This window comes from Streptomyces sp. HUAS TT7, assembly GCF_051550175.1.
Lineage (GTDB): Bacteria > Actinomycetota > Actinomycetes > Streptomycetales > Streptomycetaceae > Streptomyces.
In genome coordinates this window covers 3,717,557-3,740,941 of sequence record NZ_CP196175.1, presented here as the reverse complement: position 1 = coordinate 3,740,941, position 23,385 = coordinate 3,717,557, and the positions used below count along the sequence as shown (strand labels likewise).

Below are 23,385 nucleotides of genomic sequence, written 5' to 3'. Positions count from 1 at the left end.
CCGGCGCTGCGGTCGAGGTGTGGCGGCGGTCGAAGGGGTGATCGAAACCGATACGCGGCCAGGATAGGCGGGGCAGGGTGCGTGCGGGCGGGGCGATGGTCAGCGGCCGCGCGGGGTGTACATGATCACAGCCATCCCGGCCAGGCAGATCAGGGCGCCGGTGACGTCCCAGCGGTCGGGCCGGTAGCCGTCCGCGACCATGCCCCAGGCGATCGAGCCCGCGACGAAGACACCGCCGTACGCGGCGAGGACCCGGCCGAACTCGGCGTCCGGCTGGAGCGTCGCCACGAAGCCATAGATGCCGAGCGCGACGACTCCGGCGCCGATCCAGACCCAGCCCCTGTGCTCCCTGACGCCCTGCCAGACGAGCCAGGCCCCGCCGATCTCGAACAGGGCGGCCAGGACGAAGAGGAGAACCGAGCGTGCGACGAGCATGGGCTCAGGGTGGCATGGAGCCGGACCTCCTTCGGGGCAGCGTTGTTCTGGACGGCGTCGTTCGGGGTGGCGTTCCTCGGAAATAAGGGGCGAAAGGTACCTTTCGCTCATGGTGGTTCGTGTGATGAACAGATTGAGCGGGGTGGGCGGAGCCGGAGCGCCCCGCCGAGCCGGTGCGCGTCCGGCCGGAGCCCGCCCTGTCCGGGCCCGCGGAACTCTGGCGACGGTCGGCGTCGCCGTACTGGTGGCGGCGACGCTGATCGCGACCGGCACGCCGAGCGGGGCGACCGGGTCCGAGCGGGGTGCCGGGCTCATGGGCAGTACCGGACCGGCCGGCGGTGCCGCCGGGTTCGACGGCGGCGGCGATGATCCGGGCCCTGTTGTCAGGCCCGCTCCAGCCGTGGTCGGCGGTGCTGTGGCCGAGGCGGATGTGTCGTATCACGGGCATGTCTCCTTCTGGAACGGCCACGTCGGCATCTGGCTCGCGACGGCCAACCACGGTCCTGCGCCGGTCTCCGGAGTCACCGTGCGCCTGCGGTTCTCGGCGCCACTCGCCTCCGGCGTCACCCTGCCGCCGAGCTGTCTGCGCACCGGCCCGGCGGAGGTGCACTGCGGCACCGGCTCGATGCGGGCGGGCGGGACCGGCGTGCAGCTCGCCCTGGACGTGGCGACCGTCGGCACCCGGGCCGAGATGGGCCTCGACATCGACACCGTCTGGAACGGCGGCGCGAGCGACCGCAACCCGGCGAACAACACCCACCGCGTGCTGACGCTGGCCACGGGCGATCCGTACACCTTCTGAACAGCCGGGCGCGCGGTGTGGATCGGGCCTCCGGGCTGGCCCGCCGTTACGCGCGCCCCGTCCAGCCGGTGAGGGCCGCGTGCAGGCCGGGCGCGTCCGGGCGGTCGCTCGCCCAGGCCACGTACCCGTCGGGGCGGACGAGCAGAGTGCTGCCGCGCTCGCTCTTCCAGTGCGCGCACAGCGCCCCCTCCGGCGCCGCCACCCGGCCGTCCCGCGGTGCCACCAGGACGAACTCGCCCCGCCGCAGCACCTCGTAGAGGCGGCCTTCCGCGAGCTCCAGATCGGGGACGCGCTTGCCGGTGAGCGGATGCGATCCGCGCTCGGCTCCGTATGAGATGCCCAGGCCGCTGACCATCCCTATCGCCTTGTCGGCGACAGGGCGTACGACTTCGAGGAATCGGGTGATCGCTGAACGGGCCGCCCGCTGAAGGGGGTTGTGGGCCATGGCGAGCCGTACGAGCGCGCCGCTGCTGCGCAGCACCATCGCGCCGACCGGGTGGCGCTCCGCCTGGTAGCTGTCGAGCAGGGCCTCGGCGTCGGTGGTGCGGCCCCGCAGCGCGGCGGCGAGCTTCCAGGAGAGGTTCGCGGCGTCCTGGAGGCCGGTGTTCATGCCCTGGCCGCCGGCGGGGGAGTGGACGTGTGCGGCGTCCCCGGCGAGGAAGACGCGGCCGACCCGGTAGGCCGGAGCCTGCCGCTCGTCGCTGTGGAAGCGGGAGATCCAGCGGGCGTCGTGCATCCCGTAGTCGGTGCCGAAGGCCTCGCGGGCGATCGTGCGGAGCTCGTCGAGGTCGACCGGGGCGGTGTCGGGGACCTGGCATTTCCGGCTCCACCCCATGACCCGGTAGTAGCCGTCGCCGAAGGGGGCGACGAGGGCGAAGGAGTCGCCCGAGCCGTTGACGGTGAGGATGTCCTCCGGCTCCTCGGTGAGCCGCACGTCCGCCAGCACGATCGAGCGGATCACGGCCACGCCGGGGAACGGCAGGCCGAGCTCCTCGCGGACCCTGCTGCGCACGCCGTCGGTGCCGACGAGATAGCGGGCCCGGACCGACACGGGCTCCCCGTCTGCGCCGCGCAGCTCGGCGGCCACCCCTTCGCCGTCCTGGCGGAGGCCCAACAGCTCGGTGCCGTAGTGGAACTGCACCCCTTCGGACAGGGCGCGCCGTTCGAGGAGCTGCTCCACCTCGTACTGCGGAGTGATCAGGACGTACGGGAAGCGTGTGCGCAGCCTGGTCAGGTCGAGGGTGAGGCGGCCGAACATGTTCATCTGCTCCATGGCCCTGCCGCGCTTGACCAGCTCGTCGGCCAGGCCGCGGGCGTCGAGCATCTCCAGCGTGCGCGCGTGGACGCCGAAGGCGCGCGTCATGTTGCTGATCCCGTGCGGCCGGCGCTCGGCGACGGTGACGCTCAGGCCCGCGGCGGCCAGGTCGCCCGCGAGCAGCAGCCCGGTCGGCCCCGCGCCGACCACGAGGACGTCGCTGCTTAAGGGGCCTTCGGGCCGGGGCGAGGTCGTGGAGCTCCCGGGGGTGGGCGAGCTGGTGGAGCCGGACGAGCTGGTGGTGTCGTTCATGGCTTCCTCCTCAGGTGCCAACGGTTGTTGGTCAACGCTTGTTGGCAAATGTAGAACCATCCCGACTGGCATGTCAACACTTGTTGGCCTACAGTCGTTGGCATGATGACCGAAGCCCCCGCCGGAGGCCCTCGCCGCACCTCCGAAGTCACGAAGGCCGCGATCCTCGAAGCCGCCCGCGAGCGCTTCGCGTCCGACGGTTACGAGCGCGCGACCATCCGGGCCATCGCCCGGGACGCCGGGATCGATCCGTCGATGGTGATGCGTTACTACGGGAACAAGGAGGGCCTGTTCGCCGCCGCCTCCGAGATGGACCTGGGTCTGTCCGCCCTGGGGAGGCTGCCCGGCAAGCACATCGGAGCCGTGCTCGTCACGCACTTCCTCGACCGGTGGGAGGCTGACGACGTGCTCACCGCCCTGCTGCGGGTCGGCGTCACCAACCCGGCCGGCGCCGAGCGGATGCGGACGATATTCGCCGAGCAGATGATCCCGGTCGCCGCCGGCGTCTGCCCCGACCCCGCCGACGCCCCGCGCCGCGCCGCGCTGGTCTCCTCGCAGATCCTGGGGATGGCGATAGCCCGCTATGTACTGCGCTTCCCGCCCGCGGTCGCCATGTCCCGCGACGAGGTGGTCGCCTGGCTGGCCCCCACGCTGCAGCGCTACCTCACGGCCGAGGGGGCGTAGGCCTCCACGCGGCAGGGCTTCTGCGGCGCCGGTGCTGCCGGGCAGCGGTTCTGTCGCCCTTCGGCCGGCGAGTCCTCTGCGCCGTACGCTTTCTGCATGGCACAGAAGAAGCGCACCGGAGAGCGGGCCCCTGCCGGCCGGGTCGAGCTCATGCGTGACCTCGGCGCCGTCTCGCGCCGCTACATGGCGTCGTACGCGCTCTTCAACCAGGCGCTCGCCGACCATCTGGGGCTGCACCCGACGGATCTCCAGTGCCTCAACCTGCTGGGCCTCGAACCCGGGCCCGTTGCCACGGGGCGGATCGCCGGGCTGACCGGGCTCACCACCGGTTCCGCGACCCGGCTCGTCGACCGGCTGGAGAAGGCCGGGTATGTGACGCGGCGCCGGGACACCGAGGACCGCAGGAAGGTGCTCGTCGAGGTGGTGCCCGAGCGGATGGCGGAGCTCGGCAAGGTCTGGGGCCGGCTCAACGGCGCCTGGTGGGAGATGTTCGACGCGTACGAGGACGACGAGATCTCCCTCATCGCCACCCATATGCGCCGGACCGTCGACCTCAGCGCGGCCCAGGTCGAACGCCTCAGGAGCGGGCAGCTCTGAAGCCTTTCATGGGCGGTGACTCCAACAGGGCGTCTGTGATGGGGAGTTGAAGTGAATTCACTCCCGGTCGGCGGCCCCCGGGGGTAGCTATCCGGCTCGGTCCACCGGGCAGGTCCCCGCTGTGCCGAACTCGCGGACGGCCTCGTCGACGATCGCCTCAAGGCTGGCGTGGTGCGCGCCGCGCCAATAGACGCGCTCGCAGGAGCTGCACTCGGCGAAGACGTCGTACGAGGTGCGGGTGCCGTGTTCCAGGCGCTCGCGCACCGTCTCCTTGTCGGCCTCCCGCAGCGGCGCGTTGCAGGCGGTGCAGCGCGTCCAGGGCGCGAGGGCCGGGGCGAACCGGCCGAGCACGTCCCGGAGTTGCTCGTCGGTGCGATGGCTGTAGACGTACGCCCCGGCCCACAGCTCCCTGCGGTGCAGCAGCCCGCGGTCCCGGGAGAGCATGACGCGCTGTTCCCGCGCGGAGAGTGCGGCGAGCGCCGGGTCCCCGATGTCCTCGCTCTCGTACGCCGCGTCGACGCCGAGCAGCCTCAATCGGCGTGCCAGCGTGCCGAGATGGACGTCGAGCAGGAAGCGGAGCGGGGCTCCCGGCACCTTCTGCGGGCGCTCGACGGCGAGCACCTCGATGGCCTCGCCCGCCGCCGGGATGTGCGAGACCGGGACCTCGCGGCCGTCGGCGAGCAGCCGGCCGACCTCGGTGAGCGGAACGCCCAGCGATTCGACGACGTGGCCGAGGGTGGACACGCCGTCGGTCACGACGGCGCTGCGTCCCTCGCGGCGCTTCGTCGGAACGAAGAGCCGCAGCTCAGGGGCGAAGTCGAGATGGATCTCCGGTCCGTTCACGCGGTCAGGATCGCATTGCCGCGGGGGCGGGGGCCAGGGATTTCGGGGCGCGCCCCGGTGCTCGCGCCGGAGCACCCGGGGGCTCGCTCGTGGTGCGGGCATTCGCCAGGGGGTCGGTGGCGCGGCCCCGGCCAAGGCCCGCCGGCCGTCCCCTACGGGCGGAAGGCGTCCGCGTTTTCGCCGGCCCAGGCCGCGAAGGCGCGGGCCGGGTGGCCGGTGAGCTCTTCGACGGCGGTGGTGACGGCGTCGGGGCGGCCCTGATGCGCGGCGAAGTAGCTGAGCAGCGCGTCCGCGACGGTCGGGGGTATGAAGTCGGCCATCGACTCCTTCCAGGCCGCGCCGCTCACGGCGTTGACACCGATCGGCCGTCCGGTGGCCTCGGCGACGACCGCGACCTGCTCGGCGGCGCTGAGGGACGCGGGCCCGGTGAGGTGGTAGGCGCGGCCGCGCAGTTCGGGCCTGGTGAGGACGGCGAGCGCGGCCTCCGCGATGTCCGCCTCGTGGATGGGGCTGGTCTGCGCCTCGGGGTAGGGGAGGTCCACGGTGCCGGACGACTTGGCCGCCCAGGCCCAGCCGAGCGCGTTGCCCGCGAAGGCGCCGGGCTGCAGGAAGGTCGACTGGATGCCGGAACGTTCGAGGCCGCGCTCGACGGCCAGGTGCATGGCCGCGATGGCGTTCGTGTCGGCGTCGGGGTCGAGCACGGAGCTGGAGGAGAGCAGCGCTATGTGCTGGACCCCGGCGGCCTTCGCCTCGGCGAGGAACGCCTCGATGTGCTTCGGGTTGGCGTACAGGAAGACCGACTCGACGCCGGCCAGCGCGGCCGGGAACGTCGCCGGGTCGTCGAGGTCGAGGACGACGCGCTCCACACCGTCCGGAACGGTCAGCTTGTCGGGGCTGGCGGAGGCCGCCCGAACGGCGAGACCGCGCTCCCGAAGCAGCGGGATGAGAGTCGCGGCGACCTTGCCGCGGCTGCCGGTGATCAGAATCGTCATGGTGGAAATACCCTTCGGTGAAAGGAAGTTGAGGGACGACGGCAGTGCTGACGCGCAAGGAACGAGCCTACGTCGCAGCCGCCTGGTCGGGCGGGCGCCGGCGTGGTGGGCGCGTGCTGCGGGCCGGTCCCGGCGGGGGCCGCCTGGGTGTCGAGGGGGCGACGGGGTGCCGGGCGGGGTGCCGGAGAAATCCCGGCGGGCCGTGGGCTTCGTTACTAAGATGCGCTGTGCAGAATCTGCGTTGCGCAGCTAAATATCCTCGACGGGGCCGCAGCCGTCAACCGCGTTTCGACGGGCCCGGCCGGGGCTGTTCGGACTGGCCGGGACTGGCCGGGCAGGGCAGGGTGAAGCGGTACCGGGCAGGGCGGGGCCTTACCCTGCCCGCATGAAGATCATTGACCTTGAGCCGGGCGACCCGCGTCTGACGGACGACCTGCTGCCGGTACTGAGCCAACTCCGCCCGCACCTCACCGATGACCTCTTCGCCGAGATCTACGGGGAGGGGCACGCCCAGGGGCTGCGCTTCACCGCCGCGTACGGTGACGACGGGGCCTGCGTCGGCGCCGCCGGATGGCGGATCATCGTCAACACCAGCGCGGTCCGCAAGCTGTACGTCGACGATCTGGTCACCGCCGCCACCGCCCGCTCCACCGGCGTGGGGCACGCCCTTCTCGCGCACCTGGAGGGCCGCGCGAGGGCGGCCGGCTGCACCTCCCTCAACCTCGACTCCGGCACCCACCGCACCGACGCGCACCGCTTCTACTTCCGCGAGCGCATGGCCGTGACGGCCTTCAACTTCGACAAGCGGCTGGACTGACCGCGGCGGGCGAGGGCGGCGGCCCGCGTGGGGTCAGCCCCCGGCCCCCAGGTCCATCCGCCAGTCGTTGGAGCGGTGCCATGTGCCCGGCGGGTACTCGAACTCGACCTCTCCGGCCCATTCGAACCCGGCCTTGCGGCAGGTGGCGTTGGACGCGGTGTGGTCCACGGACGGGTAGGCGTGCAGCCGGTGCCGGCCGCCCGCGGTGCGGGCCTCCTCCACGATCGCCAGGAGGGCCGCGACGGCGAGGCCGCGGCCCTGGAACTCGGGGAGGATGCCGTACCCCGTCTCGTACACCGGCTCGCCCTGCCATATGCGCGGCCAATACCCGACCGATCCGACGGTCTCGCCCGTCCCGTTGAGGACGACCTTGAACATCCGGCCCTCGGTGGCCGGGCGGGCGCTCATCGCCTTGTACTTGTCGTGCCGGGACAGCACCTTCTCCTCGGGCTCCGGGCCGCCGAGGTGATCGGTCATCTCCGGCGCGTTCTTCCTCCGGAGCAGGCCGAGGTCGCCGTCCGACCAGGCTTCGAGACGGATGCGCGGGGGAACTTCACGGGTCGTGTCGCTCATGCCCGAAACAGTAAACGCCGGGTCTGACAACGGCAGTTGATCAGGCTCGGGAGGCCCCGGGGCGCAGCGCCGAGGGCGGCGCGCCGAGCGTGAGGGCCGGAACCCGCCCGGCCGGAACTGGATCCCGCACACCCCCCCGGCCCGCCAACTTCCGGGTGTCCAGGGCGAGTCCGACCCCCGAGAGCTCCAGGAAGTCGGGCCGCCCGTCGTCGTACCGCTGGAAGACCAGGTTGACGGACGGATGCGGCACCACGTGCGAGGCGTACGGCTGGGGCAGGTCCCAGTCGATCAGCCAGTAGTGCTCCAGGTGGGGGCTCAGCTCGGGCGCCGGTTCATGGCGGCGGAACCGTACGTGCGCGAAGAGATCGGCGGCGTCGACGATGCCGCGGGTGTCGCGCCGCGGGCCGGAGTTCTGCGCTGGCATGGGCCGATCCTATGAAGCGGTCGCCTCCTTGGGAGGGCGTGCTCTGCGCGGAGTTACATCCGAGTCGGCATCCCCTACGGGGTGGGCGGCCGTTTCCGGAACGGCCGCCTTCTTCAGGGAGCGGCCGTCCGCCGGGCCCGTCGGGCGAACCAGTACAGGGAGCCGGCGTACAGGGCGAGCACCAGGGCGAGCAGCGGGTAGTAGGCCAGGGGGAGCGCGGTCATGCCGATGAGCGGGCCCAGGGGCGAGAGCGGAAGCAGCAGGCCGGTCAGCGCGAGGATGCCGGCCGTGACCGGGATCCCGCCGCCGCGGCCCGTGCGCAGCAGGACCATGACCAGGGCCTGGGTCAGCAGGTTCTCCGTGAACCAGCCCGCGTGGAAGGCCGTTTCGGCTCGGGTGTCGCTCACCGCCCAGACGAGTACCGCGAAGGTCGCGAGGTCGGCGACGGCATTGAGCACGCCGAACCCGGTGACGGAGGCGAGGACCTCGCGCGGGCGCAGCTTCAGCGGGCGGCGCAGCGCCCCGGCCGGCGGACGGTCGTAGGCGAAGGCCAGCTGGGCGGCGTCGAAGCACAGGTTCTGGACCAGGACCTGGGCCGGCAGCATGGGCAGGAACGGCAGGAGCAGACCGGCGGTCAGCATCGCGATGACGTTGCCGAGGTTTGAGGAGAGTGTGATCCGCAAATAGCCCGCGATGGTGGCGCCGCTGCTGCGCCCCGCCACGATGGCGTGGTCGAGCGAGGTCAGATCCTTCGCCGCGAGCACGACGTCCGCCGCCTCGCGAGCCACGTCCACGGCCTCGGGCGGGCAGATGCCGACGTCACAGGCGCGCAGGGCGGGCAGGTCGTTGACGCCGTCGCCGAGGAATCCGGTGACGTGTCCACGTTCGCGCAGGACCCGCACGATCCGGGCCTTCTGCTCGGGGGAGCAGCGGGCGAAGACAGTACTACGGTCGGCGAGTTCGCCCAGCTCGGCGTCGCTGAGGCCGTCGAAGGAGGCGGCGGTGACGACCTCGCCGGGCTCCAGCCCGAGTTCGCGGCAGGCACGGGCGGCCGTGCCGGGGTGGTCGCCGGTCAGGACCTTCACGGCGATGGCCCTGTGGAGGAGGGCGGTGAGCGCGTCGGCCGCCGTCTCCGCCGTCGCGTCGCGCAGCCCGACCAGCCCCTGGAGGGTCAGCCCGCGCTCGTCTCCGGTGGTGTACGGGCGCCGAGCGGCGGGCCGTTCGGCGAGCGCCACCGCGAGGACGCGCAGGCCGTCGGAGGCGAGGCGGTCGGCGAGCGCGAGCGCCCGGTCCCGTTCGTCGCCGGTGAGCGCGCACCGTTCCAGGACGTCCTCGACAGCGCCCTTGACCACCAGGGTGTGGTGGCCGAGCCGGTGCGGCGTGTTGACGACGGCGGTGGACAGGCGGCGTACCGGGTCGAAGGGAAGGGCGGTGACGGCGTCGTACTCCAGGGCGTCAAGGCCCTCGGGGAAGCGTTCCTCGGCGGCGTTGAGGAGGGCCTCGTCGAGGGCGTCGGCGCCGGGCAGTTCGGCGAGCTGCAACGTCCACAGGCTGTTGACGGCGGCCCAGTGCAGCACCGAGTCGTCGGGGGCGCCGGACGCGTCCAGCGCACAGTCCAGGACCGGCCGGTCCTGGGTCAGGGTGCCCGTCTTGTCGAGGCAGACGACATCGACGGCTCCCAGGTCGTGCAGCGCCGGCAGCCGCTTGACGATCACCTGGTGGGTGCGGGCCAGCGCCGAGGCGCCCCGCGCGAGGGTGGTCGTCACGATGACCGGCAGCATCTCGGGCGTGAGTCCGACCGCGACCGCCACCGCGAACGGCAGCGTCTCCAGACCGCGGCCGCGCAGCGCCGCGTTGGCCATCAGGACCAGCGGCGGGGTGAGCAGCATGAAGCGGATCAGGATCCAGGAGACGCCGTACACCGACCGGTCGAAGGCGGTCGTGCGGCGGTCGTTGCCCGGCAGCCTGTCGGCCCTCGCGAACCGGGTGTCCGCGCCGGTCGCGACCACCACGCCGGTGCCGCTGCCGGAGGCGACACTGCTGCCCTGGAAGCAGACTTCGGGCCGGTCGAAGTCCTGGGCGCCGAGGGGCCGCTCCGGCGCCCGCGCGAAGGGCTCGTCCACCGGGTACTTGGGGACCGGCGCGGACTCCCCGGTCAACGCTGCCTGATGCATCGTCAGACCGGTGGCCCGCAGCAGCCGCAGATCCGCCGGTACGAGATCGCCGGGCGCGAGGCGCACCACGTCACCCGGCACCACCTCGTCCACGGGCACCTCGCGCGCCACCGGCGCAGCGTCGTCGTCCGCCCTGCGCAGCACGGTCGCGGTGCTCGCCACCAGCTCCCGCAGCCCGGCCGCCGACCGGTCGGCGCGGTGCTCACCGGCCGCCCGCAGCGCACAGCTCACCACCACGAGAACCGTGATCACCCCGGCCGTGGCCCAGGCGGCCACCGCCGCGGAGACCAGCGCCAGGCAGGCGAGGACGGCCGTGAACGGGTCGCGCAGACTGCGGAGAAAAATGATCGGGAGGGAGGGAACCCGGCGCGCGGGAAGGACGTTTTCCCCATACCGCGTGAGTCGTTTCTCGGCTTCCGACTCCACCAGCCCCCGGGGGCCGGAGCCGAGGGAACGCAGCAGCTGCAGAGGAGTGCTCCTTGACAACTGCAGAGTAGAGATCCGCTCAGGCGCCCAGGTCACGGACGAGTCCCGACGGTCCCGGCAGCTTTACGCCCTCGCCCAGCCGGGCCACCAGCCAGCGCACCATCTGGGCCACATCGGGGTCGTCCACGAGATAGACGACCCGGCGCCCCTCCCGCCGGGACCGGACGAGCCCCGCGAGTTTCAGCTTCGCCAGATGCTGACTGACGGCCGGCAGCGCACCGCCGACCCTCTCGGCCAGCCCCGACACATCGGACTCGCCGTGGCTCAGCGTCCACATGATGTGCAGCCGCGCGGGCGAGGCAAGGAGTCCGAAGACGCCCGCTGCTTCGCCGAGCACCTCGGCCGACGGGTCGGTGCTGCTCGTGGTCGTCACCGTCGTCTCCCGTCTCCTAGGTGTGGTGGCCGTTCCTGTCGCCCCCGGGCAGCCAGTCTAGGGGCGCCGGCTCACAGGGATACGAGGGTCACCTCGGTTGCCTTCACGCTCGACCACACGGCCGCGCCCTCCACCAGGCCCAGCTCGGCCGCCGCCTGCGGGGTGACCTCTGCGATCAGGTCGGGCGACTCGGCGGATCCGATGAGCACCCGCAGCCTGCTCCCGCTCGCTGTGATCTCCCGCACGGTGCCGGACCAGACGTTGCGGGGGCTGCCGTCGGGGCGCTTGCGGTGCACGGACACCGACTCCGGCGCGATGATCGCCAACGCCCGGCTGCCCTCGCGCAGTTGCTCGGCCGCGACGATCCGCCCGCCGCCGGCCAGCACGAGACCGTCGCCGCTCGCCTCCCCGGCCCACGCGTTGCGGCCCAGCATCCGGGCCACCCAGGGGGAGCGCGGATTCCGGGTGACCTCGGTGGGCGGCGCGTCCTGGAGGGTGCGTCCGGCATCCAGCACGAGGACGCGATCGGCCAGGGAGACCGCCTCGACCGGGTCGTGGGTGACGATCAGGCAGACCCCGGCGAACCCGGCCAGGTGGGTGCGCAGGGTGTGACGGACGTGGGCCCGGGTGGTCTGGTCGAGGGCCGCGAGCGGCTCGTCCAGGAGCAGTAGCCGGGGGCGGGCGGCGAGAGCCCTGGCCAGGGCGACGCGCTGGGCCTGTCCGCCCGAGAGCTGGGCGGGCTTGCGGTGGGCGAGGTGGCCGACACCGAGCCGGTCGAGCCAGAGCTGGGCGGCGGCGCGGGCCTCGCCGCGGGCCACCCCCTGGGCGCGCAGCCCGTACGCCGTGTTGGCGAGCGCGGTCAGATGCGGGAACAGTGCGCCGTCCTGGGGCACCCAGGCGACCCCGCGCTTGTGCGGCGGCAGCGCGGTGACGTCGAGGTCGCCGAGGCGCAGTTCGGCGCGGGCGCGCGGGGTGAGGCCGAGCAGGGCCCGCAGCAGGGTGGTCTTGCCGGCGCCGTTCTCTCCGACGACGGCGATGGTGACGCCGGGGTCCGCCTCCAGCGTCAGCTCGTTGAAGCCGGTCACCTCGGCGTGCAGCGACCAACTCGGCGCAGGCTCGGCCGAGTCGGGTTCCTCGACGGACCGCGCGGCCTGCCCGGCGCCTTCCGGCTCGCCCTTGAGGGAGCCCGTGGCTTCCGGGCGCTCGGAGTCGGCCGTGTCTGTCGGCCCCGGGCTGCCGTGCAGCGTGGAGGGCTCCGCAAGTGCGGCAGTGGCAGGCGAGCCGCTCCGTACCGAGGCGGAGCCGGTCCAGCGGCCGCGCAGGGCCACGAGCACCGCCATGGCGATGGCGAGCAGGAGCAGGGAGACCGAGGTCGCGGCCTCGGGGGAGTCCTGGAGGAGGAGGTAGACCTGGAGCGGCAGGGTCTGGGTGGTGCCGGGGAGGTTGCCGGCGAAGGTGATGGTGGCGCCGAACTCGCCGAGCGCGCGGGCCCAGGTGAGTGCCGCGCCCGCGGCGAGACCCGGCGCGACCATGGGCAGGGTCACGGTGAGGAAGACGCGGAACGGGGAGGCGCCGAGCGAGGCGGCGGTCTCCTCGTAGCGGGGCCGCAGTCCGCCGAGCGCGCCCTCCAGGCTGATCACCAGGAATGGCATCGCGACGAAGGTGGCCGCGACCACGGCGCCGGAGGTGTGGAAGGGGAGGGTGATGCCGAAGGTGCCCTCAAGCCAGGGGCCGAGCAGGCCGCGCCGCCCGAAGCCGAGCAGCAGGGCGACACCGCCGACCGTGGGCGGCAGCACCATCGGCAGCAGCACGAGCGAGCGCACCAGGGCCTTGCCGGGGAAGTCGACGCGGGCGAGCAGCCAGGCCAGGGGCACACCGAGGAGAAGGGAGAAGCCGAGCGCCCAGAACGAGACGACCAGCGAGAGCCGCAGGGCCTCGGTGACATCGGGGCCGGTCAGGTGCGTGCCGATCTGGGCCCAGGAGGTGCGGGCCAGGATGCCGAGGAGCGGCATCAGCAGGAACGCGATGGCGAGCAGCGCGGGCAGGGCCAGTGCGGCCGGCGGGCGCTGGCGGGTGCGGGAGCGGCTGCGAGTCATGGGAGGTACCCGGTGTCCTGATGGCGCGGGGCCTGCCCGCCCGGAGCGAACAGGCAGACCCCGCAAGGGAGCTGGAGCGGTTGCGGACGAGGGAGCCGCAGTGGTTACGGCTGCTGGAAGCCGGCGTCCTGGAGGATCTTCTGCGCCTCGGGGGCGGACAGCCACTTCACGAAGGCGGCCGCGGCGTCGGCGTTCTTCGAGGTCTTGAGGGTGGCGGCCGGGTACTTGGCGACGGCGTTCTGCGCGTCCGGGATGTCGACGGTGTCGACCTTGCCCTTGGCGGAGGCGGCGTCGGTCTTGTAGACGATGCCCGCGTCGGCCTCACCCAGCTCGACCTTCGACAGTACGGCGCGGACGTTCGGCTCCTGGGAGACCGGCTTGACCGTGATCTTCTGGGCGTCGAGGACCTGCTTGCTGTAGCGGCCGACCGGCACCTCGGGGGCCGCGAGGACGACCTTCAGGTTGGTGTCGGACAGGTTCTTGAGGCCTTCGACCTTCTTCGGGTTGCCCTTGCCGGTGGCGATGACCAGGCGGTTCTTGGCGATGATCGACGAGTCGTTCACATCGGCCTTCAGACCGTCCATGGTCTTGGTGTCCGCGGTCACCAGGGCGTCGGCGGGCGCGCCCTGCTTCACCTGGGCGGCGAGCTCCTGCGAACCGGCGAAGGAGAACTTCACGTGGGTGCCCGGGTGCTCCTTCTCGTAGGCCGCGCCCGCAGCCTTGAAGACGTCGGTGAGCGAGGCCGCCGCGAGGACGGTCAGCTGGGCCGCCTTCGGCGCCGCGCCGGAACTCGCGGACGGGGAGGCGGACTTGTCGCTTCCGCTGTCCTTGCTGCTACTGCTGCACGCGGCGGCCAGCGGGATGAGCAGGGCGGCGGAGACGACGGCCGCGGCGGCGCGGCGGCGCTTGGTGCTGAGAGCCATGACAGACATGGGTGGTGCTCCTTCGGATGCTTGTCGAGCCGCGCCGGAGGTGAGGGCTTCCCCTGCTTGTGCCCTCAATGGATGTCCGATTGCCGGATGTCCTGCGAGGAACGAGGGGGCGGGGAAGGGCGACGCCGCGGGGGACGTTCGTGAGTGGCCGGTTTTCGACCTAGGTGCGGTCGATGTGCACGCTGGTGGACTTCACCCGCGCGGTGGCCTGCATGCCCACCTCAAGGCCCAGCTCTTCGACGGCCTCCCGGGTCAGGAGGGAGACCAGCCGGTGCGGTCCGGCCTGGATCTCGACCTGGGCGGCGACGTCACCGAGCTTGACGGCGGTGACGATGCCGGGGAAGGCGTTGCGGACAGAGGTGTAGGGCACCTCTTCCTCGCTGTTGGAGGACTGGCCGACTTCGATGGAGAAGGCGGCCAGATCCCGCCCGTCGATGAGTCGGCGGCCGCCTTCGTCGCGATGGGTCGTGACGCGGCCGCCGTCGGCCCAGCGGCGCACGGTGTCGGGGCTGACGCCGAGCAGACGCGCTGCCTGGCCGATGGTGTAGGACTGCATGTGCGACAAGATAGGCGGCTTCACGCCGCATATACAAAGGGTCTGGCGGAACATACGCCGCAGTTGCAGAGCCGAATGGATGAAGGTCCAAGCTGATCGCCCCACCCGGCGCAGGCCCTGCGCCCCGCCGCCTCAGCCGTGGGCCCGCGGCCCGCAGGACCTTGTGCCCCGCCCCGCACGGCGGGCGTCCCGGCCGGGCGGGCGAGGGCTCAGAGACAGGCCGGGCTCAGGGCCACACCAGGCAGTACGGCTGATGCCCAGCCTCATGCAACCGGTGGCTGAAATCCTGCCATTCGTGCAGGAGTTGATAGACGTTGAAGGCGTCGCGCGGGCCGCCGCGGTCAGGCACCGTGGACCAGATGAAGGCGGCGGCGCCGACCGTCTCCTCACCGACACCGCGCAGCGGGTCGACCACCGTCATGGGGAGCTTCACCACCGCGTAGTCGGGGTGGAGGACGACGAGTTCCAGCGGCGGGACCTTGTGCAGCGGTATGCCCTGGATGCCGGTGAGGACCATCGCGGCCATCGTCTCCGGCTTGATCTTGGTGAACATGCCGCCCATGCCCAGCTCGTCACCGCCGAGCTCCTCGGGGCGCATGGTCACGGGCACCCGGGCAGCGGTCGCGCCGTCCGGGGCGCCGAAGTACTTGTAGGTCACCCCCACCCGGCCACTTCCGTTCCCCGCCCCTGCGCCGTCCCCGACCCGGTCGATCCGGTCCTGGGCGTCGCGTCGCCGGTGCCGTCCCCGACGGTGGGCGCGCTCGGGACCCCGGTCATCGGTCCCTTCGCCCAGTCCGCCACCGCGATGCATATCCTTCACCCGACTGCTTGTAGCCCGACTGCTTTGTAGATGGCGCGGCCCCCACCGCGCAACCCGATCATCCGCCGATGCAACTCGATCATCTGCGGATCATCGTGTCATTGACCTCCCCCGCGCGGGTGCGGCGAAACACCGGTCCGCAAGATCGCCCGGCCCTCTGCCACCATGGCGTGTGTGAGCTATCCGTACGAATACGACGCCCCAGTTTCGCAGAACCTCTTCGACCGTGCGTCCGCCGTGACGCCCGGCGGTGTGAACTCCCCCGTCCGTGCCTTCCGGGCCGTGGGTGGTACGCCCCGGTTCATGGTGTCCGGTACGGGTCCGTACCTGACCGACGCCGACGGCCGCGAATACGTCGACCTGGTGTGCTCGTGGGGCCCGATGATCCTCGGGCACGCGCACCCCGAGGTCATCGCCGCCGTGCAGGAGGCCGTCGCCCGCGGCACCTCCTTCGGCACGCCCGGCGAGGGCGAGGTCGCGCTCGCCGAGGAGATCGTGGCCCGGATCGAGCCGGTCGAGCAGGTCCGCCTGGTGTCGTCCGGCACCGAGGCGACCATGTCCGCGATCCGGCTGGCGCGCGGCTTCACCGGCCGTGCCAAGGTCATCAAGTTCGCCGGCTGCTACCACGGCCATGTGGACGCGCTGCTTGCCGCCGCCGGTTCCGGGGTCGCCACGTTCGGCCTCCCCGACACCCCCGGGGTGACCGGCGCACAGGCCGGCGACACGATCGTGCTGCCGTACAACGATCTGGACGCGGTGCACGCGGCGTTCCACGCCAACCCGGGCGAGATCGCCTGTGTGATCACGGAGGCCTCGCCCGGCAACATGGGCGTCGTCCCGCCGACGGACGGCTTCAACGCGGGTCTGAAGGCGGCCTGCGCCAAGAACGGCGCGCTGTACATCTCGGACGAGGTGATGACCGGGTTCCGTACGTCCAAGGCGGGCTGGTTCGGCGTCGACGGCGTCGTGCCGGACCTCATGACGTTCGGCAAGGTCATGGGCGGCGGCTTCCCGGCCGCGGCGTTCGGCGGCCGCGCCGACGTCATGGGTCACCTCGCCCCGGCGGGCCCCGTCTACCAGGCGGGCACGCTCTCCGGGAACCCGATCGCGACCGCTGCCGGCCTCGCCCAGCTGCGGCTGCTCGACGACGCCGCGTACGCCAAGGTCGACGCCGTCTCCCGAGAGATCCAGGCGCTGGTGACCGGCGCGCTCAGCAAGGAGGGTGTGGCCCACCGGCTGCAGACGGCGAGCAACATGTTCTCCGTCTTCTTCACGGCCGACGAGGTCCGCAACTACGACGACGCGAAGAAGCAGGAAGCGTTCCGCTTCAACGGGTTCTTCCACTCGATGCTGTCGCAGGGCGTCTACCTGCCGCCGTCGGCGTTCGAGTCCTGGTTCGTGTCGACCGCCCACGACGAGCGCGCGATCGAGCGCATCGCGGCCGCGCTGCCCGCCGCCGCCCGTGCCGCAGCGGAGGCCACCGCATGAGCGAGAACAGCAACGGCGGGAGCGACCTCACCGTCGTGCACCTGATGCGCCACGGCGAGGTGCACAACCCGGACGGCGTGCTCTACGGGCGCCGTTCCGGCTACCACCTCTCCGAGCTCGGCCGGCAGATGGCCGACCGGGTCGCCGAGCACCTCTCGGGCCGCGACATCACCCATGTCGTCGCCTCCCCCCTGGAGCGCGCCCAGGAGACGGCGAGTCCGATCGCCAAGACGCACGGCCTGGACCTCGCCACCGACCCGCGGCTCATCGAGGCGGGCAACGTCTTCGAGGGCAAGACCTTCGGGGTCGGCGACGGCGCCCTGCGCAAGCCCGCCAACTGGAAGCACCTGACGAACCCGTTCCGCCCGTCCTGGGGCGAGCCGTACGTCGAGCAGGTCGTGCGGATGATGGGCGCGCTGGAAGCGGCGCGCGATGCGGCCCGCGGACACGAGGCGGTGTGCGTCAGCCACCAACTGCCGATCTGGATCGTGCGCAGCTTCGTCGAGAAGCGGCGCCTGTGGCACGACCCGCGCAAGCGGCAGTGCACGCTGGCCTCGCTGACCAGCTTCACCTATCAGGGCGACCGGATCGTGTCCGTGGGCTACAGCGAGCCCGCCCGTGATCTCGTACCGGCGCATCTGCTGGCCGGTGCCAAGCCGGTCAAGGGCAAGTCGAAGGCCTTCGGCGCCTGACGCGTCCGGCCGGCCGGATCACCCCGGCCGGCCAGCAGGCCCGCGCTGCCCAGCGAAACCGGCAGGTCAGCCCGCCGCACACCCCCCCGCCTCTCCACCCCGCGCCCCTCACCTCGTACGGTTTACGGAGATTTGTGCGATCCGTGCGGAACCATCCCTGTTTCACCCGGCATCTCACAGATTGCCCAACTGCGGTGACGTACTTGGGCTTCGAGGACGACGAGACGACGGTGCGACGCGATGGGAACGGACGGGCTTATGCGGGAGAGCGGCCGGAACTTCAGCCGAAGGGGCATGCTGGGACTGGGTCTGGGGGCCGCGGCCGCGGCCGGGCTGTCCGGCTGCGGCACTTCGGGCGGTAGCGGATCGGGCAAGGGCGGCGACGACGCGGCCGCCAAGAAGGCCGACGCGAAATTGATAGGCGACGGTTCCACTTCGGACACGGGCAAGCAGCCGCACCAGCCCGACAAGCCCGTCCCGCTCGAACCCGGCCAGACCCCGCCCCAGTTCGTCGTCTTCTCCTGGGACGGCGCCGGAGAGGTCGGCAACGGCCTCTTCCCGCGCTTCCTCCAGCTCGCCAAGGACCACGGCGCGGGCATGACGTTCTTCCTCTCCGGCCTCTACCTGCTGCCCGAGGCCAAGAAGCGGCTCTACCAGCCGCCGAACAACCCCGTCGGCGCCTCCGACATCGGCTACCTCTCCGACCCGCACATCAAGGAGACGCTGAAGTACGTCCGTCAGGCCTGGACCGACGGCCATGAGATAGGCACCCACTTCAACGGCCACTTCTGCTCCGGACGCGGCACCGTCGAGCACTGGACCGCGGCCCAGTGGCAGAGCGAGATAGACCAGGCGATCGACTTCGTCACCAAGTGGAAGACCAACACGGGCTGGACGGACGAGGACCCGCTGCCGTTCGACTACAAGCGCGAACTCGCCGGCGGCCGCACACCCTGCCTGCTCGGCCAGGACAACCTGCTGCCCACCGCGCAGAAGCTGGGCTGGCGCTACGACGCCTCCTCGCCCGGCGGCACCCAGGTCTGGCCCGTCAAGCGGCACGGCCTGTGGGACCTGCCGCTCCAGCAAATACCCTTCCCCGGGCATTCCTTCCAGGTCCTGTCGATGGACTACAACATCCTCGCCAACCAGTCGCAGAATTCGACCAAGGCGCCGCCGGCGAACTATCCCGGCTGGCGCAAGCAGGCCACCGAGGCCTATCTCGCCGGATTCAAGCGCGCCTACGAAACCAATCGCGCGCCCTTCTATATCGGAAACCACTTCGAGCAGTGGAACGGCGGCATCTACATGGACGCCGTCGAGGAGGCGTTCAAGGGCATCGCGGCGAAGCGGGACGAGAAGAAGGATGTGAGGCTCGTCTCCTTCAAGCAGTACGTCGACTGGCTCGACGTGCAGGACCCGAAGGTGCTCGCCAAGCTCCGTACGCTCAACGTGGGAGAGGCCCCCGCCGGTGGCTGGAACGCGTTCATGAAGACCGTTTAAGCCTTCCTGACAAGGGGCTTTACGGGCACTCAGGGGGGCGCGGAAGATCCCTGAAACCGCCATGCGAAACTTTTCACATGTCCGTGAGTCCTGCCTTCCGACGCCGTCGCACCCTGACGCTGGCCGCGGCTGCCGCGGCCGCCGGTGCGCTGACCCTGACGGCCTGCGGTTCCGGTGGTACGTCCGGTGGTTCCGGTGACACCAAGTTCGTCACCGGTACCGGCGGCATCGCCACCGTCGCCAAGGGCGACCGCCAGAACGCCCCGGAGCTGTCCGGCGAGACCGTCGACGGCAAGCAGCTCGACGTCGCCTCCCTCAAGGGCAAGGTCGTCGTGCTGAATGTGTGGGGCTCATGGTGTGCGCCCTGCCGCGCCGAGGCGCCGTATCTGGCCAAGGTCTCCAAGGAGATGAAGGCCAAGGGCGTCGAGTTCGTCGGGATCAATACCCGCGACACCGACAAGGGCCCGGCCCAGCAGTTCGAGAAGGAATTCGGGGTCGACTATTCGAGCCTGTACGACCCGATCGGCAAGCTCATTCTGCGTTTCCCGAAGGGCAGCCTGAATCCGCAGGCCATTCCGTCGACGATCGTTCTCGACCGGAACGGAAAAATCGCCGCACGTGCTCTGATGGCGCTCGACGACACCAAGCTGCACCAGATGATCGACCCGCTGATCGCGGAGAAGTGATCGCGTGATGGCACTGGCCGCCGTCGGCGGAATGAATGAGACGGTCTTCAGCGGGGCCCTACTGGTGGCCCTGCCGGTCGCCGTACTCGGCGGCCTCGTCTCGTTCTTCTCGCCCTGCGTACTGCCGCTGGTCCCCGGCTATCTCTCGTACGTCACCGGAGTCACCGGCACCGATCTGGCCGAGGCGCGGCGCGGCCGCATGGTCGCGGGCGCGAGCCTGTTCGTGCTCGGCTTCACCGCGGTCTTCGTCTCCGGCGGCGCGCTGTTCGGCTACTTCGGCAGGAACCTCCAGGAGTACGGCGACACGCTCTCCAAGGTCCTCGGCGTCCTGATGATCCTGATGGGCGTCTTCTTCATGGGCCTCATGCCGTGGATGACGCAGCGCGAATTCCGCGTCCACAAGCGGCCGGTGACGGGTCTGGCGGGAGCGCCGCTGCTCGGCGCGCTCTTCGGCATCGGCTGGACGCCGTGTCTGGGCCCGACGCTCACCTCGGTGAACGCGCTGGCGATGGACCAGGCGAGCGCCGGCCGCGGGGCGATACTGACGGTCGCGTACTGTCTCGGCCTCGGGCTGCCGTTCGTGCTCGCGGCAGTCGCCTTCCGCAAGGCGCTCGGCGCCTTCGGCTGGGTCAAGAGGCATTACGTATGGGTGATGCGGATCGGCGGCGGCATGATGATCGTGACCGGTGTGCTGCTGCTGACCGGAGCCTGGGCGGAGCTCGTCCAGCAGGTACAGGGCTGGTCCCAAGGCTTTCAGGTGGGTGTCTGACGCATGAGCAAGACCGAATCGACTCCCGAGCCGGACCTCGGCGCGGCCGGGGCGCAGCTCTCGACCGCCCCCACCGAGGAGCGGTCCAACGGGCCGGTCGGCATCGGCGTCCTCGGCTGGATCCGCTGGTTCTGGCGGCAGCTGACCTCGATGCGGGTCGCGCTGATCCTGCTCTTCCTGCTGTCGCTCGGCGCCATCCCCGGCTCGCTGATCCCGCAGACGAGCGTCGACGAGATGAAGGTCGCCGACTTCCAGAAGCGGCACGACACCATCTCGCCGATCTACGAGAAGCTCGGCCTCTTCCACGTCTACAGCTCGGTGTGGTTCTCCGCGATCTACATCCTGCTCTTCGTCTCGCTCATCGGCTGCATCGTGCCGCGCACCTGGCAGTTCGTCGGCCAGCTCCGCGGCCTGCCGCCGGCCGCGCCCGGCCGCCTGACCCGGCTGCCCGCGTACACGACATGGCGCACCGAGGCCGAGCCCGAGCAGGTCCGCGAGGCCGCGCTCGCCATGCTCAAGAGGCGCCGCTTCCGCTCCCGGATCAGCGGGGACGCCGTCGCCGCCGAGAAGGGCTATCTGCGCGAGGCCGGCAACCTGGTCTTCCACGTCTCGCTGATCGTGATCCTGGTGGCGTTCGCCACCGGCCAGCTCTTCAAGTCCGAGGGCGGCAAGCTGATCGTCCAGGGCGACGGGTTCTCCAACACGCTCACCCAGTACGACGACTTCAAGTCGGGCTCGCTGTTCGACACCCAGGACCTGGCGCCGTTCAGCTTCACCCTGGACCGGTTCGACGCGTCGTACGAGCGCAACGGGCCCGAGCTGGGCACGGCCCGCGAGTTCAAGGCGCACCTCACCTACTCCGAGGGCGCCGACGGCAAGTCGCAGCAGAAGGTCGTCGAGGTCAACAAGCCGCTCGTCGTCGACGGTTCCAAGGTCTACCTGCTCTCGCACGGCTACGCGCCGACGGTCACCGTCAAGGACGGCCGGGGCAAGGTCGTCTTCCAGGGCTCGGTGCCGCTGCTGCCGATGGACAACAACCTCACGTCCAGCGGCGCCATCAAGGTGCTCGACGGCTACCGCGACGCCAAGGGCAACAAGGACCAGCTCGGTTTCGCCGCGTTCTTCGTGCCGACCTTCGGCGGCAAGGGCACGGGCGCGACCCAGATGTTCTCGAAGTTCCCCGCGCCCGACTTCCCGGTGCTCAACATCGGTGCCTACCACGGCGACCTCGGCCTCGACTCGGGCCTGCCGAAGAACGTGTACCAGCTGGACACCGGCAGCCGTTCCATCAAGCCCTTCAAGGACGCCCAGGGCAACATCCTGAAGAAGCTGCTGCTGCCGGGCGAGAGCCTCGAACTGCCCGACGGCGCCGGGTCGATCACCTTCGACAAGGGCCCCATCAAGCAGTGGGCGAGCTTCCAGATCTCCCACCAGCCGGCCAACGGTCTCGCCCTCACCGGCGCGATCGGGGCCATCGCCGGTCTCGCCGGCTCGCTGTTCATCCAGCGGCGCCGGGTCTGGGTCCGGGCCGTCAAGGGCGACGACGGAGTGACCGTCGTCGAGATGGCCGGGCTCGGCCGCAGCGAGTCCGCGAAGCTTCCCGAGGAGCTGGCCGATCTCGCGGTCACGCTCATCCCGCAGGCGCCGACCGCGCCGGATCCCCAACCCGAATCCTCAGTTGTTCCTGCCGAAGGGGCTGAGAAGTGAATCTCGCCGCCACCACCAATGAGAGCCTGGCGCACACCAGCAACTACCTGATCTATTCGTCGATGGCCGTGTACATGCTGGCCTTCTTCGCCAGCATGGCCGAGTGGCTCTTCGGCAGCCGCAGCAAGGTCGCCCGTACGGCGGCCGCGCTGACCGGCGGCGCGCAGGACGCCAAGGACGCGGGGACCGTCAAGGTCGAGGTCGCCACCAAGAACGGCGGCACCGCCGTCCTGGAGCGACCCAGGATCGTTACGCGTTCCACGAGCGGCACCCGCGACGTGCCGGACGGCCCCGGTGCCTCCGGCGGTGACGAGAAGGGCGACCTCTACGGCCGCATCGCCGTCTCCCTGACGGTGCTCGCCTTCCTCATCGAGTTCTCCGGTGTGCTGACCCGCGCGCTGTCCGTGCAGCGGGCGCCGTGGGGCAACATGTACGAGTTCAACCTGACCTTCTCCACCGTCGCGGTCGGCGTGTACCTGGCGCTGCTCGCGCTGAAGAAGAACGTCGGCTGGCTCGGCCTCCCGCTGGTCACCACGGTCCTGCTGGACCTCGGCCTCGCGGTCACGGTGCTCTACACCGCCAGCGACCAGCTGGTCCCGGCGCTGCACTCGTACTGGCTGTGGATCCACGTCTCCACCGCGATCTTCTGTGGCGCGGTCTTCTACGTGGGCGCGGTCGCCACGATCCTGTACCTCTTCCGCGACCGGTACGAGGCGAAGCTCGCGGAAGGCGGCAAGCCGGGCAACTTCGCGACGTCCGTCATGGAGCGCCTGCCGGCCGCGTCCTCGCTCGACAAGTTCGCGTACCGGGTCAATGCCGCGGTCTTCCCGCTCTGGACCTTCACGATCATCGCGGGCGCGATCTGGGCGGGCGACGCCTGGGGCCGCTACTGGGGCTGGGACCCCAAGGAGGTCTGGTCCTTCATCACTTGGGTCGCGTACGCCTGCTACCTGCACGCCCGCGCCACGGCCGGCTGGAAGGGCCGCAAGGCGGCGACGCTGGCGCTGATCGCGTTCGGGTGCTGGCTGTTCAACTACTACGGCGTGAACATCTTCGTGAACGGAAAGCACTCGTACGCCGGGGTGTGAGTCGGTACCCAGTACTGGGGCGGGGCTCCTGGGGCTCCGCCCCAGACCCCGTTCGCGCCTGAAGGGCGCTCGTCCTCAAACTCCCCCAAGGCCTCAAGGGCCAGGGGGGACCCCCATGACAGGCTGAAATGCCCGGTGCGGGCCAGCACCAATGCAGCTAGGGGCGCGGGGAACTGCGCGCCCAGCCAGCCACGGTCCGCAGCCGAATGAATCCCCCGGAGGGTTGAGGGAAGGGGCGGGGCGGGGCCAGCGGGGTCTGGGGCGGAGCCCCAGCGCACCCAGGC

General features: G+C 71.1%; 22 protein-coding genes and 1 pseudogene. 11 read left to right on the top strand and 12 right to left on the bottom strand.

The features are described from left to right. Window positions 1–99: 99 nt before the first annotated feature. A complete protein-coding gene (locus tag ACSHXC_RS16795) occupies window positions 100–435 on the bottom strand; it encodes a YnfA family protein (protein WP_438292372.1) in 336 nt (111 codons plus the stop codon). A gap of 124 nt (window positions 436–559) precedes the next feature. Here ACSHXC_RS16795 and ACSHXC_RS16790 point away from each other — a divergent pair, with 124 nt between their 5' ends. After that, window positions 560–1,237 (top strand): hypothetical protein, encoded by a 678-nt coding sequence (locus tag ACSHXC_RS16790; RefSeq protein WP_438292371.1) that lies wholly within the window; start codon window positions 560–562, stop codon window positions 1,235–1,237. A gap of 46 nt (window positions 1,238–1,283) precedes the next feature. Here ACSHXC_RS16790 and ACSHXC_RS16785 read toward each other — a convergent pair whose 3' ends face one another. Then, window positions 1,284–2,804 (bottom strand): FAD-dependent monooxygenase, encoded by a 1,521-nt coding sequence (locus tag ACSHXC_RS16785; RefSeq protein WP_438292370.1) that lies wholly within the window; start codon window positions 2,802–2,804, stop codon window positions 1,284–1,286. 105 nt (window positions 2,805–2,909) lie between these two features. Here ACSHXC_RS16785 and ACSHXC_RS16780 point away from each other — a divergent pair, with 105 nt between their 5' ends. Both ACSHXC_RS16780 and ACSHXC_RS16775 read left to right on the top strand, forming a co-directional pair. Further along, the gene (locus tag ACSHXC_RS16780) at window positions 2,910–3,488 is read left to right on the top strand and encodes a TetR family transcriptional regulator (protein ID WP_438296631.1); all 579 of its coding nucleotides are present in this window, start codon (window positions 2,910–2,912) and stop codon (window positions 3,486–3,488) included. A 150-nt stretch (window positions 3,489–3,638) separates the two neighbouring features. Beyond that, window positions 3,639–4,085, top strand: coding sequence for a MarR family winged helix-turn-helix transcriptional regulator (locus tag ACSHXC_RS16775; RefSeq protein WP_438296629.1), 447 nt, complete (start codon window positions 3,639–3,641; stop codon window positions 4,083–4,085). Between the two features lie 87 nt (window positions 4,086–4,172). On the opposite strand, the gene ACSHXC_RS16770 is transcribed toward ACSHXC_RS16775, so the two are convergent. Together ACSHXC_RS16770 and ACSHXC_RS16765 are read right to left on the bottom strand one after the other, a co-directional pair. Continuing rightward, window positions 4,173–4,928, bottom strand: a complete 756-nt coding sequence (locus tag ACSHXC_RS16770; RefSeq protein WP_438292369.1) for a Mut7-C RNAse domain-containing protein — start codon at window positions 4,926–4,928, stop codon at window positions 4,173–4,175. A gap of 152 nt (window positions 4,929–5,080) precedes the next feature. Next, the gene (locus ACSHXC_RS16765) at window positions 5,081–5,920 is read right to left on the bottom strand and encodes an NAD(P)H-binding protein (protein ID WP_438292368.1); all 840 of its coding nucleotides are present in this window, start codon (window positions 5,918–5,920) and stop codon (window positions 5,081–5,083) included. Window positions 5,921–6,305: 385 nt separating this feature from the next. Between ACSHXC_RS16765 and ACSHXC_RS16760 the strand changes: the two genes are divergently transcribed. Next, on the top strand, window positions 6,306–6,737 hold the full coding sequence (locus tag ACSHXC_RS16760) for an N-acetyltransferase family protein (RefSeq protein ID WP_438292367.1): 432 nt from the start codon (window positions 6,306–6,308) through the stop codon (window positions 6,735–6,737). A gap of 33 nt (window positions 6,738–6,770) precedes the next feature. Here ACSHXC_RS16760 and ACSHXC_RS16755 read toward each other — a convergent pair whose 3' ends face one another. The 8 genes and pseudogenes from ACSHXC_RS16755 to ACSHXC_RS16720 all read right to left on the bottom strand — a co-directional run bounded on the left by ACSHXC_RS16755 (window position 6,771) and on the right by ACSHXC_RS16720 (window position 15,162). After that, entirely contained in the window at window positions 6,771–7,310 is a 540-nt protein-coding gene (locus ACSHXC_RS16755) for a GNAT family N-acetyltransferase (RefSeq protein ID WP_438296627.1), read from the bottom strand. A gap of 78 nt (window positions 7,311–7,388) precedes the next feature. Further along, a pseudogene (locus tag ACSHXC_RS16750) lies at window positions 7,389–7,734 on the bottom strand (DUF6597 domain-containing transcriptional factor); the annotation flags it as partial. 113 nt (window positions 7,735–7,847) lie between these two features. After that, window positions 7,848–10,394 carry a magnesium-translocating P-type ATPase gene (gene mgtA, locus ACSHXC_RS16745; protein WP_438292366.1) on the bottom strand — a complete coding sequence of 849 codons (2,547 nt, stop codon included), beginning with the start codon at window positions 10,392–10,394 and terminating at the stop codon, window positions 7,848–7,850. A 19-nt stretch (window positions 10,395–10,413) separates the two neighbouring features. Continuing rightward, window positions 10,414–10,767 carry an ArsR/SmtB family transcription factor gene (locus ACSHXC_RS16740; RefSeq protein ID WP_438292365.1) on the bottom strand — a complete coding sequence of 118 codons (354 nt, stop codon included), beginning with the start codon at window positions 10,765–10,767 and terminating at the stop codon, window positions 10,414–10,416. A gap of 71 nt (window positions 10,768–10,838) precedes the next feature. After that, window positions 10,839–12,863 (bottom strand): ABC transporter permease, encoded by a 2,025-nt coding sequence (locus ACSHXC_RS16735; RefSeq protein WP_438292364.1) that lies wholly within the window; start codon window positions 12,861–12,863, stop codon window positions 10,839–10,841. A gap of 104 nt (window positions 12,864–12,967) precedes the next feature. Beyond that, window positions 12,968–13,786, bottom strand: coding sequence for a molybdate ABC transporter substrate-binding protein (gene modA, locus ACSHXC_RS16730; protein WP_438296625.1), 819 nt, complete (start codon window positions 13,784–13,786; stop codon window positions 12,968–12,970). Between the two features lie 169 nt (window positions 13,787–13,955). After that, a complete protein-coding gene (locus ACSHXC_RS16725; RefSeq protein WP_100578725.1) occupies window positions 13,956–14,351 on the bottom strand; it encodes a TOBE domain-containing protein in 396 nt (131 codons plus the stop codon). Between the two features lie 226 nt (window positions 14,352–14,577). Further along, window positions 14,578–15,162: a hypothetical protein gene (locus ACSHXC_RS16720; RefSeq protein ID WP_189968883.1), complete on the bottom strand. Its 585-nt coding sequence runs from the start codon at window positions 15,160–15,162 to the stop codon at window positions 14,578–14,580. A gap of 174 nt (window positions 15,163–15,336) precedes the next feature. Between ACSHXC_RS16720 and hemL the strand changes: the two genes are divergently transcribed. The 7 genes from hemL to ccsB all read left to right on the top strand — a co-directional run bounded on the left by hemL (window position 15,337) and on the right by ccsB (window position 23,101). Next, window positions 15,337–16,659 (top strand): glutamate-1-semialdehyde 2,1-aminomutase, encoded by a 1,323-nt coding sequence (gene hemL / locus ACSHXC_RS16715; RefSeq protein ID WP_438292363.1) that lies wholly within the window; start codon window positions 15,337–15,339, stop codon window positions 16,657–16,659. Beyond that, on the top strand, window positions 16,656–17,351 hold the full coding sequence (locus ACSHXC_RS16710) for a histidine phosphatase family protein (protein WP_438292362.1): 696 nt from the start codon (window positions 16,656–16,658) through the stop codon (window positions 17,349–17,351). The genes hemL and ACSHXC_RS16710 overlap by 4 nt, the downstream gene beginning before the upstream one ends. 294 nt (window positions 17,352–17,645) lie before the next feature. Continuing rightward, window positions 17,646–18,851 carry a hypothetical protein gene (locus ACSHXC_RS16705; RefSeq protein ID WP_438292361.1) on the top strand — a complete coding sequence of 402 codons (1,206 nt, stop codon included), beginning with the start codon at window positions 17,646–17,648 and terminating at the stop codon, window positions 18,849–18,851. A 77-nt stretch (window positions 18,852–18,928) separates the two neighbouring features. Then, a complete protein-coding gene (locus tag ACSHXC_RS16700) occupies window positions 18,929–19,537 on the top strand; it encodes a TlpA family protein disulfide reductase (protein ID WP_438292360.1) in 609 nt (202 codons plus the stop codon). A gap of 7 nt (window positions 19,538–19,544) precedes the next feature. Further along, complete coding sequence (locus ACSHXC_RS16695; RefSeq protein ID WP_438292359.1) at window positions 19,545–20,306, top strand: cytochrome c biogenesis CcdA family protein; 762 nt, start codon at window positions 19,545–19,547, stop codon at window positions 20,304–20,306. A 3-nt stretch (window positions 20,307–20,309) separates the two neighbouring features. Then, entirely contained in the window at window positions 20,310–22,013 is a 1,704-nt protein-coding gene (gene resB / locus ACSHXC_RS16690) for a cytochrome c biogenesis protein ResB (protein WP_438292358.1), read from the top strand. Next, window positions 22,010–23,101 (top strand): c-type cytochrome biogenesis protein CcsB, encoded by a 1,092-nt coding sequence (gene ccsB / locus ACSHXC_RS16685; protein WP_438292357.1) that lies wholly within the window; start codon window positions 22,010–22,012, stop codon window positions 23,099–23,101. Before resB ends, ccsB begins: the two co-directional genes overlap by 4 nt. Window positions 23,102–23,385 lie beyond the last annotated feature (284 nt).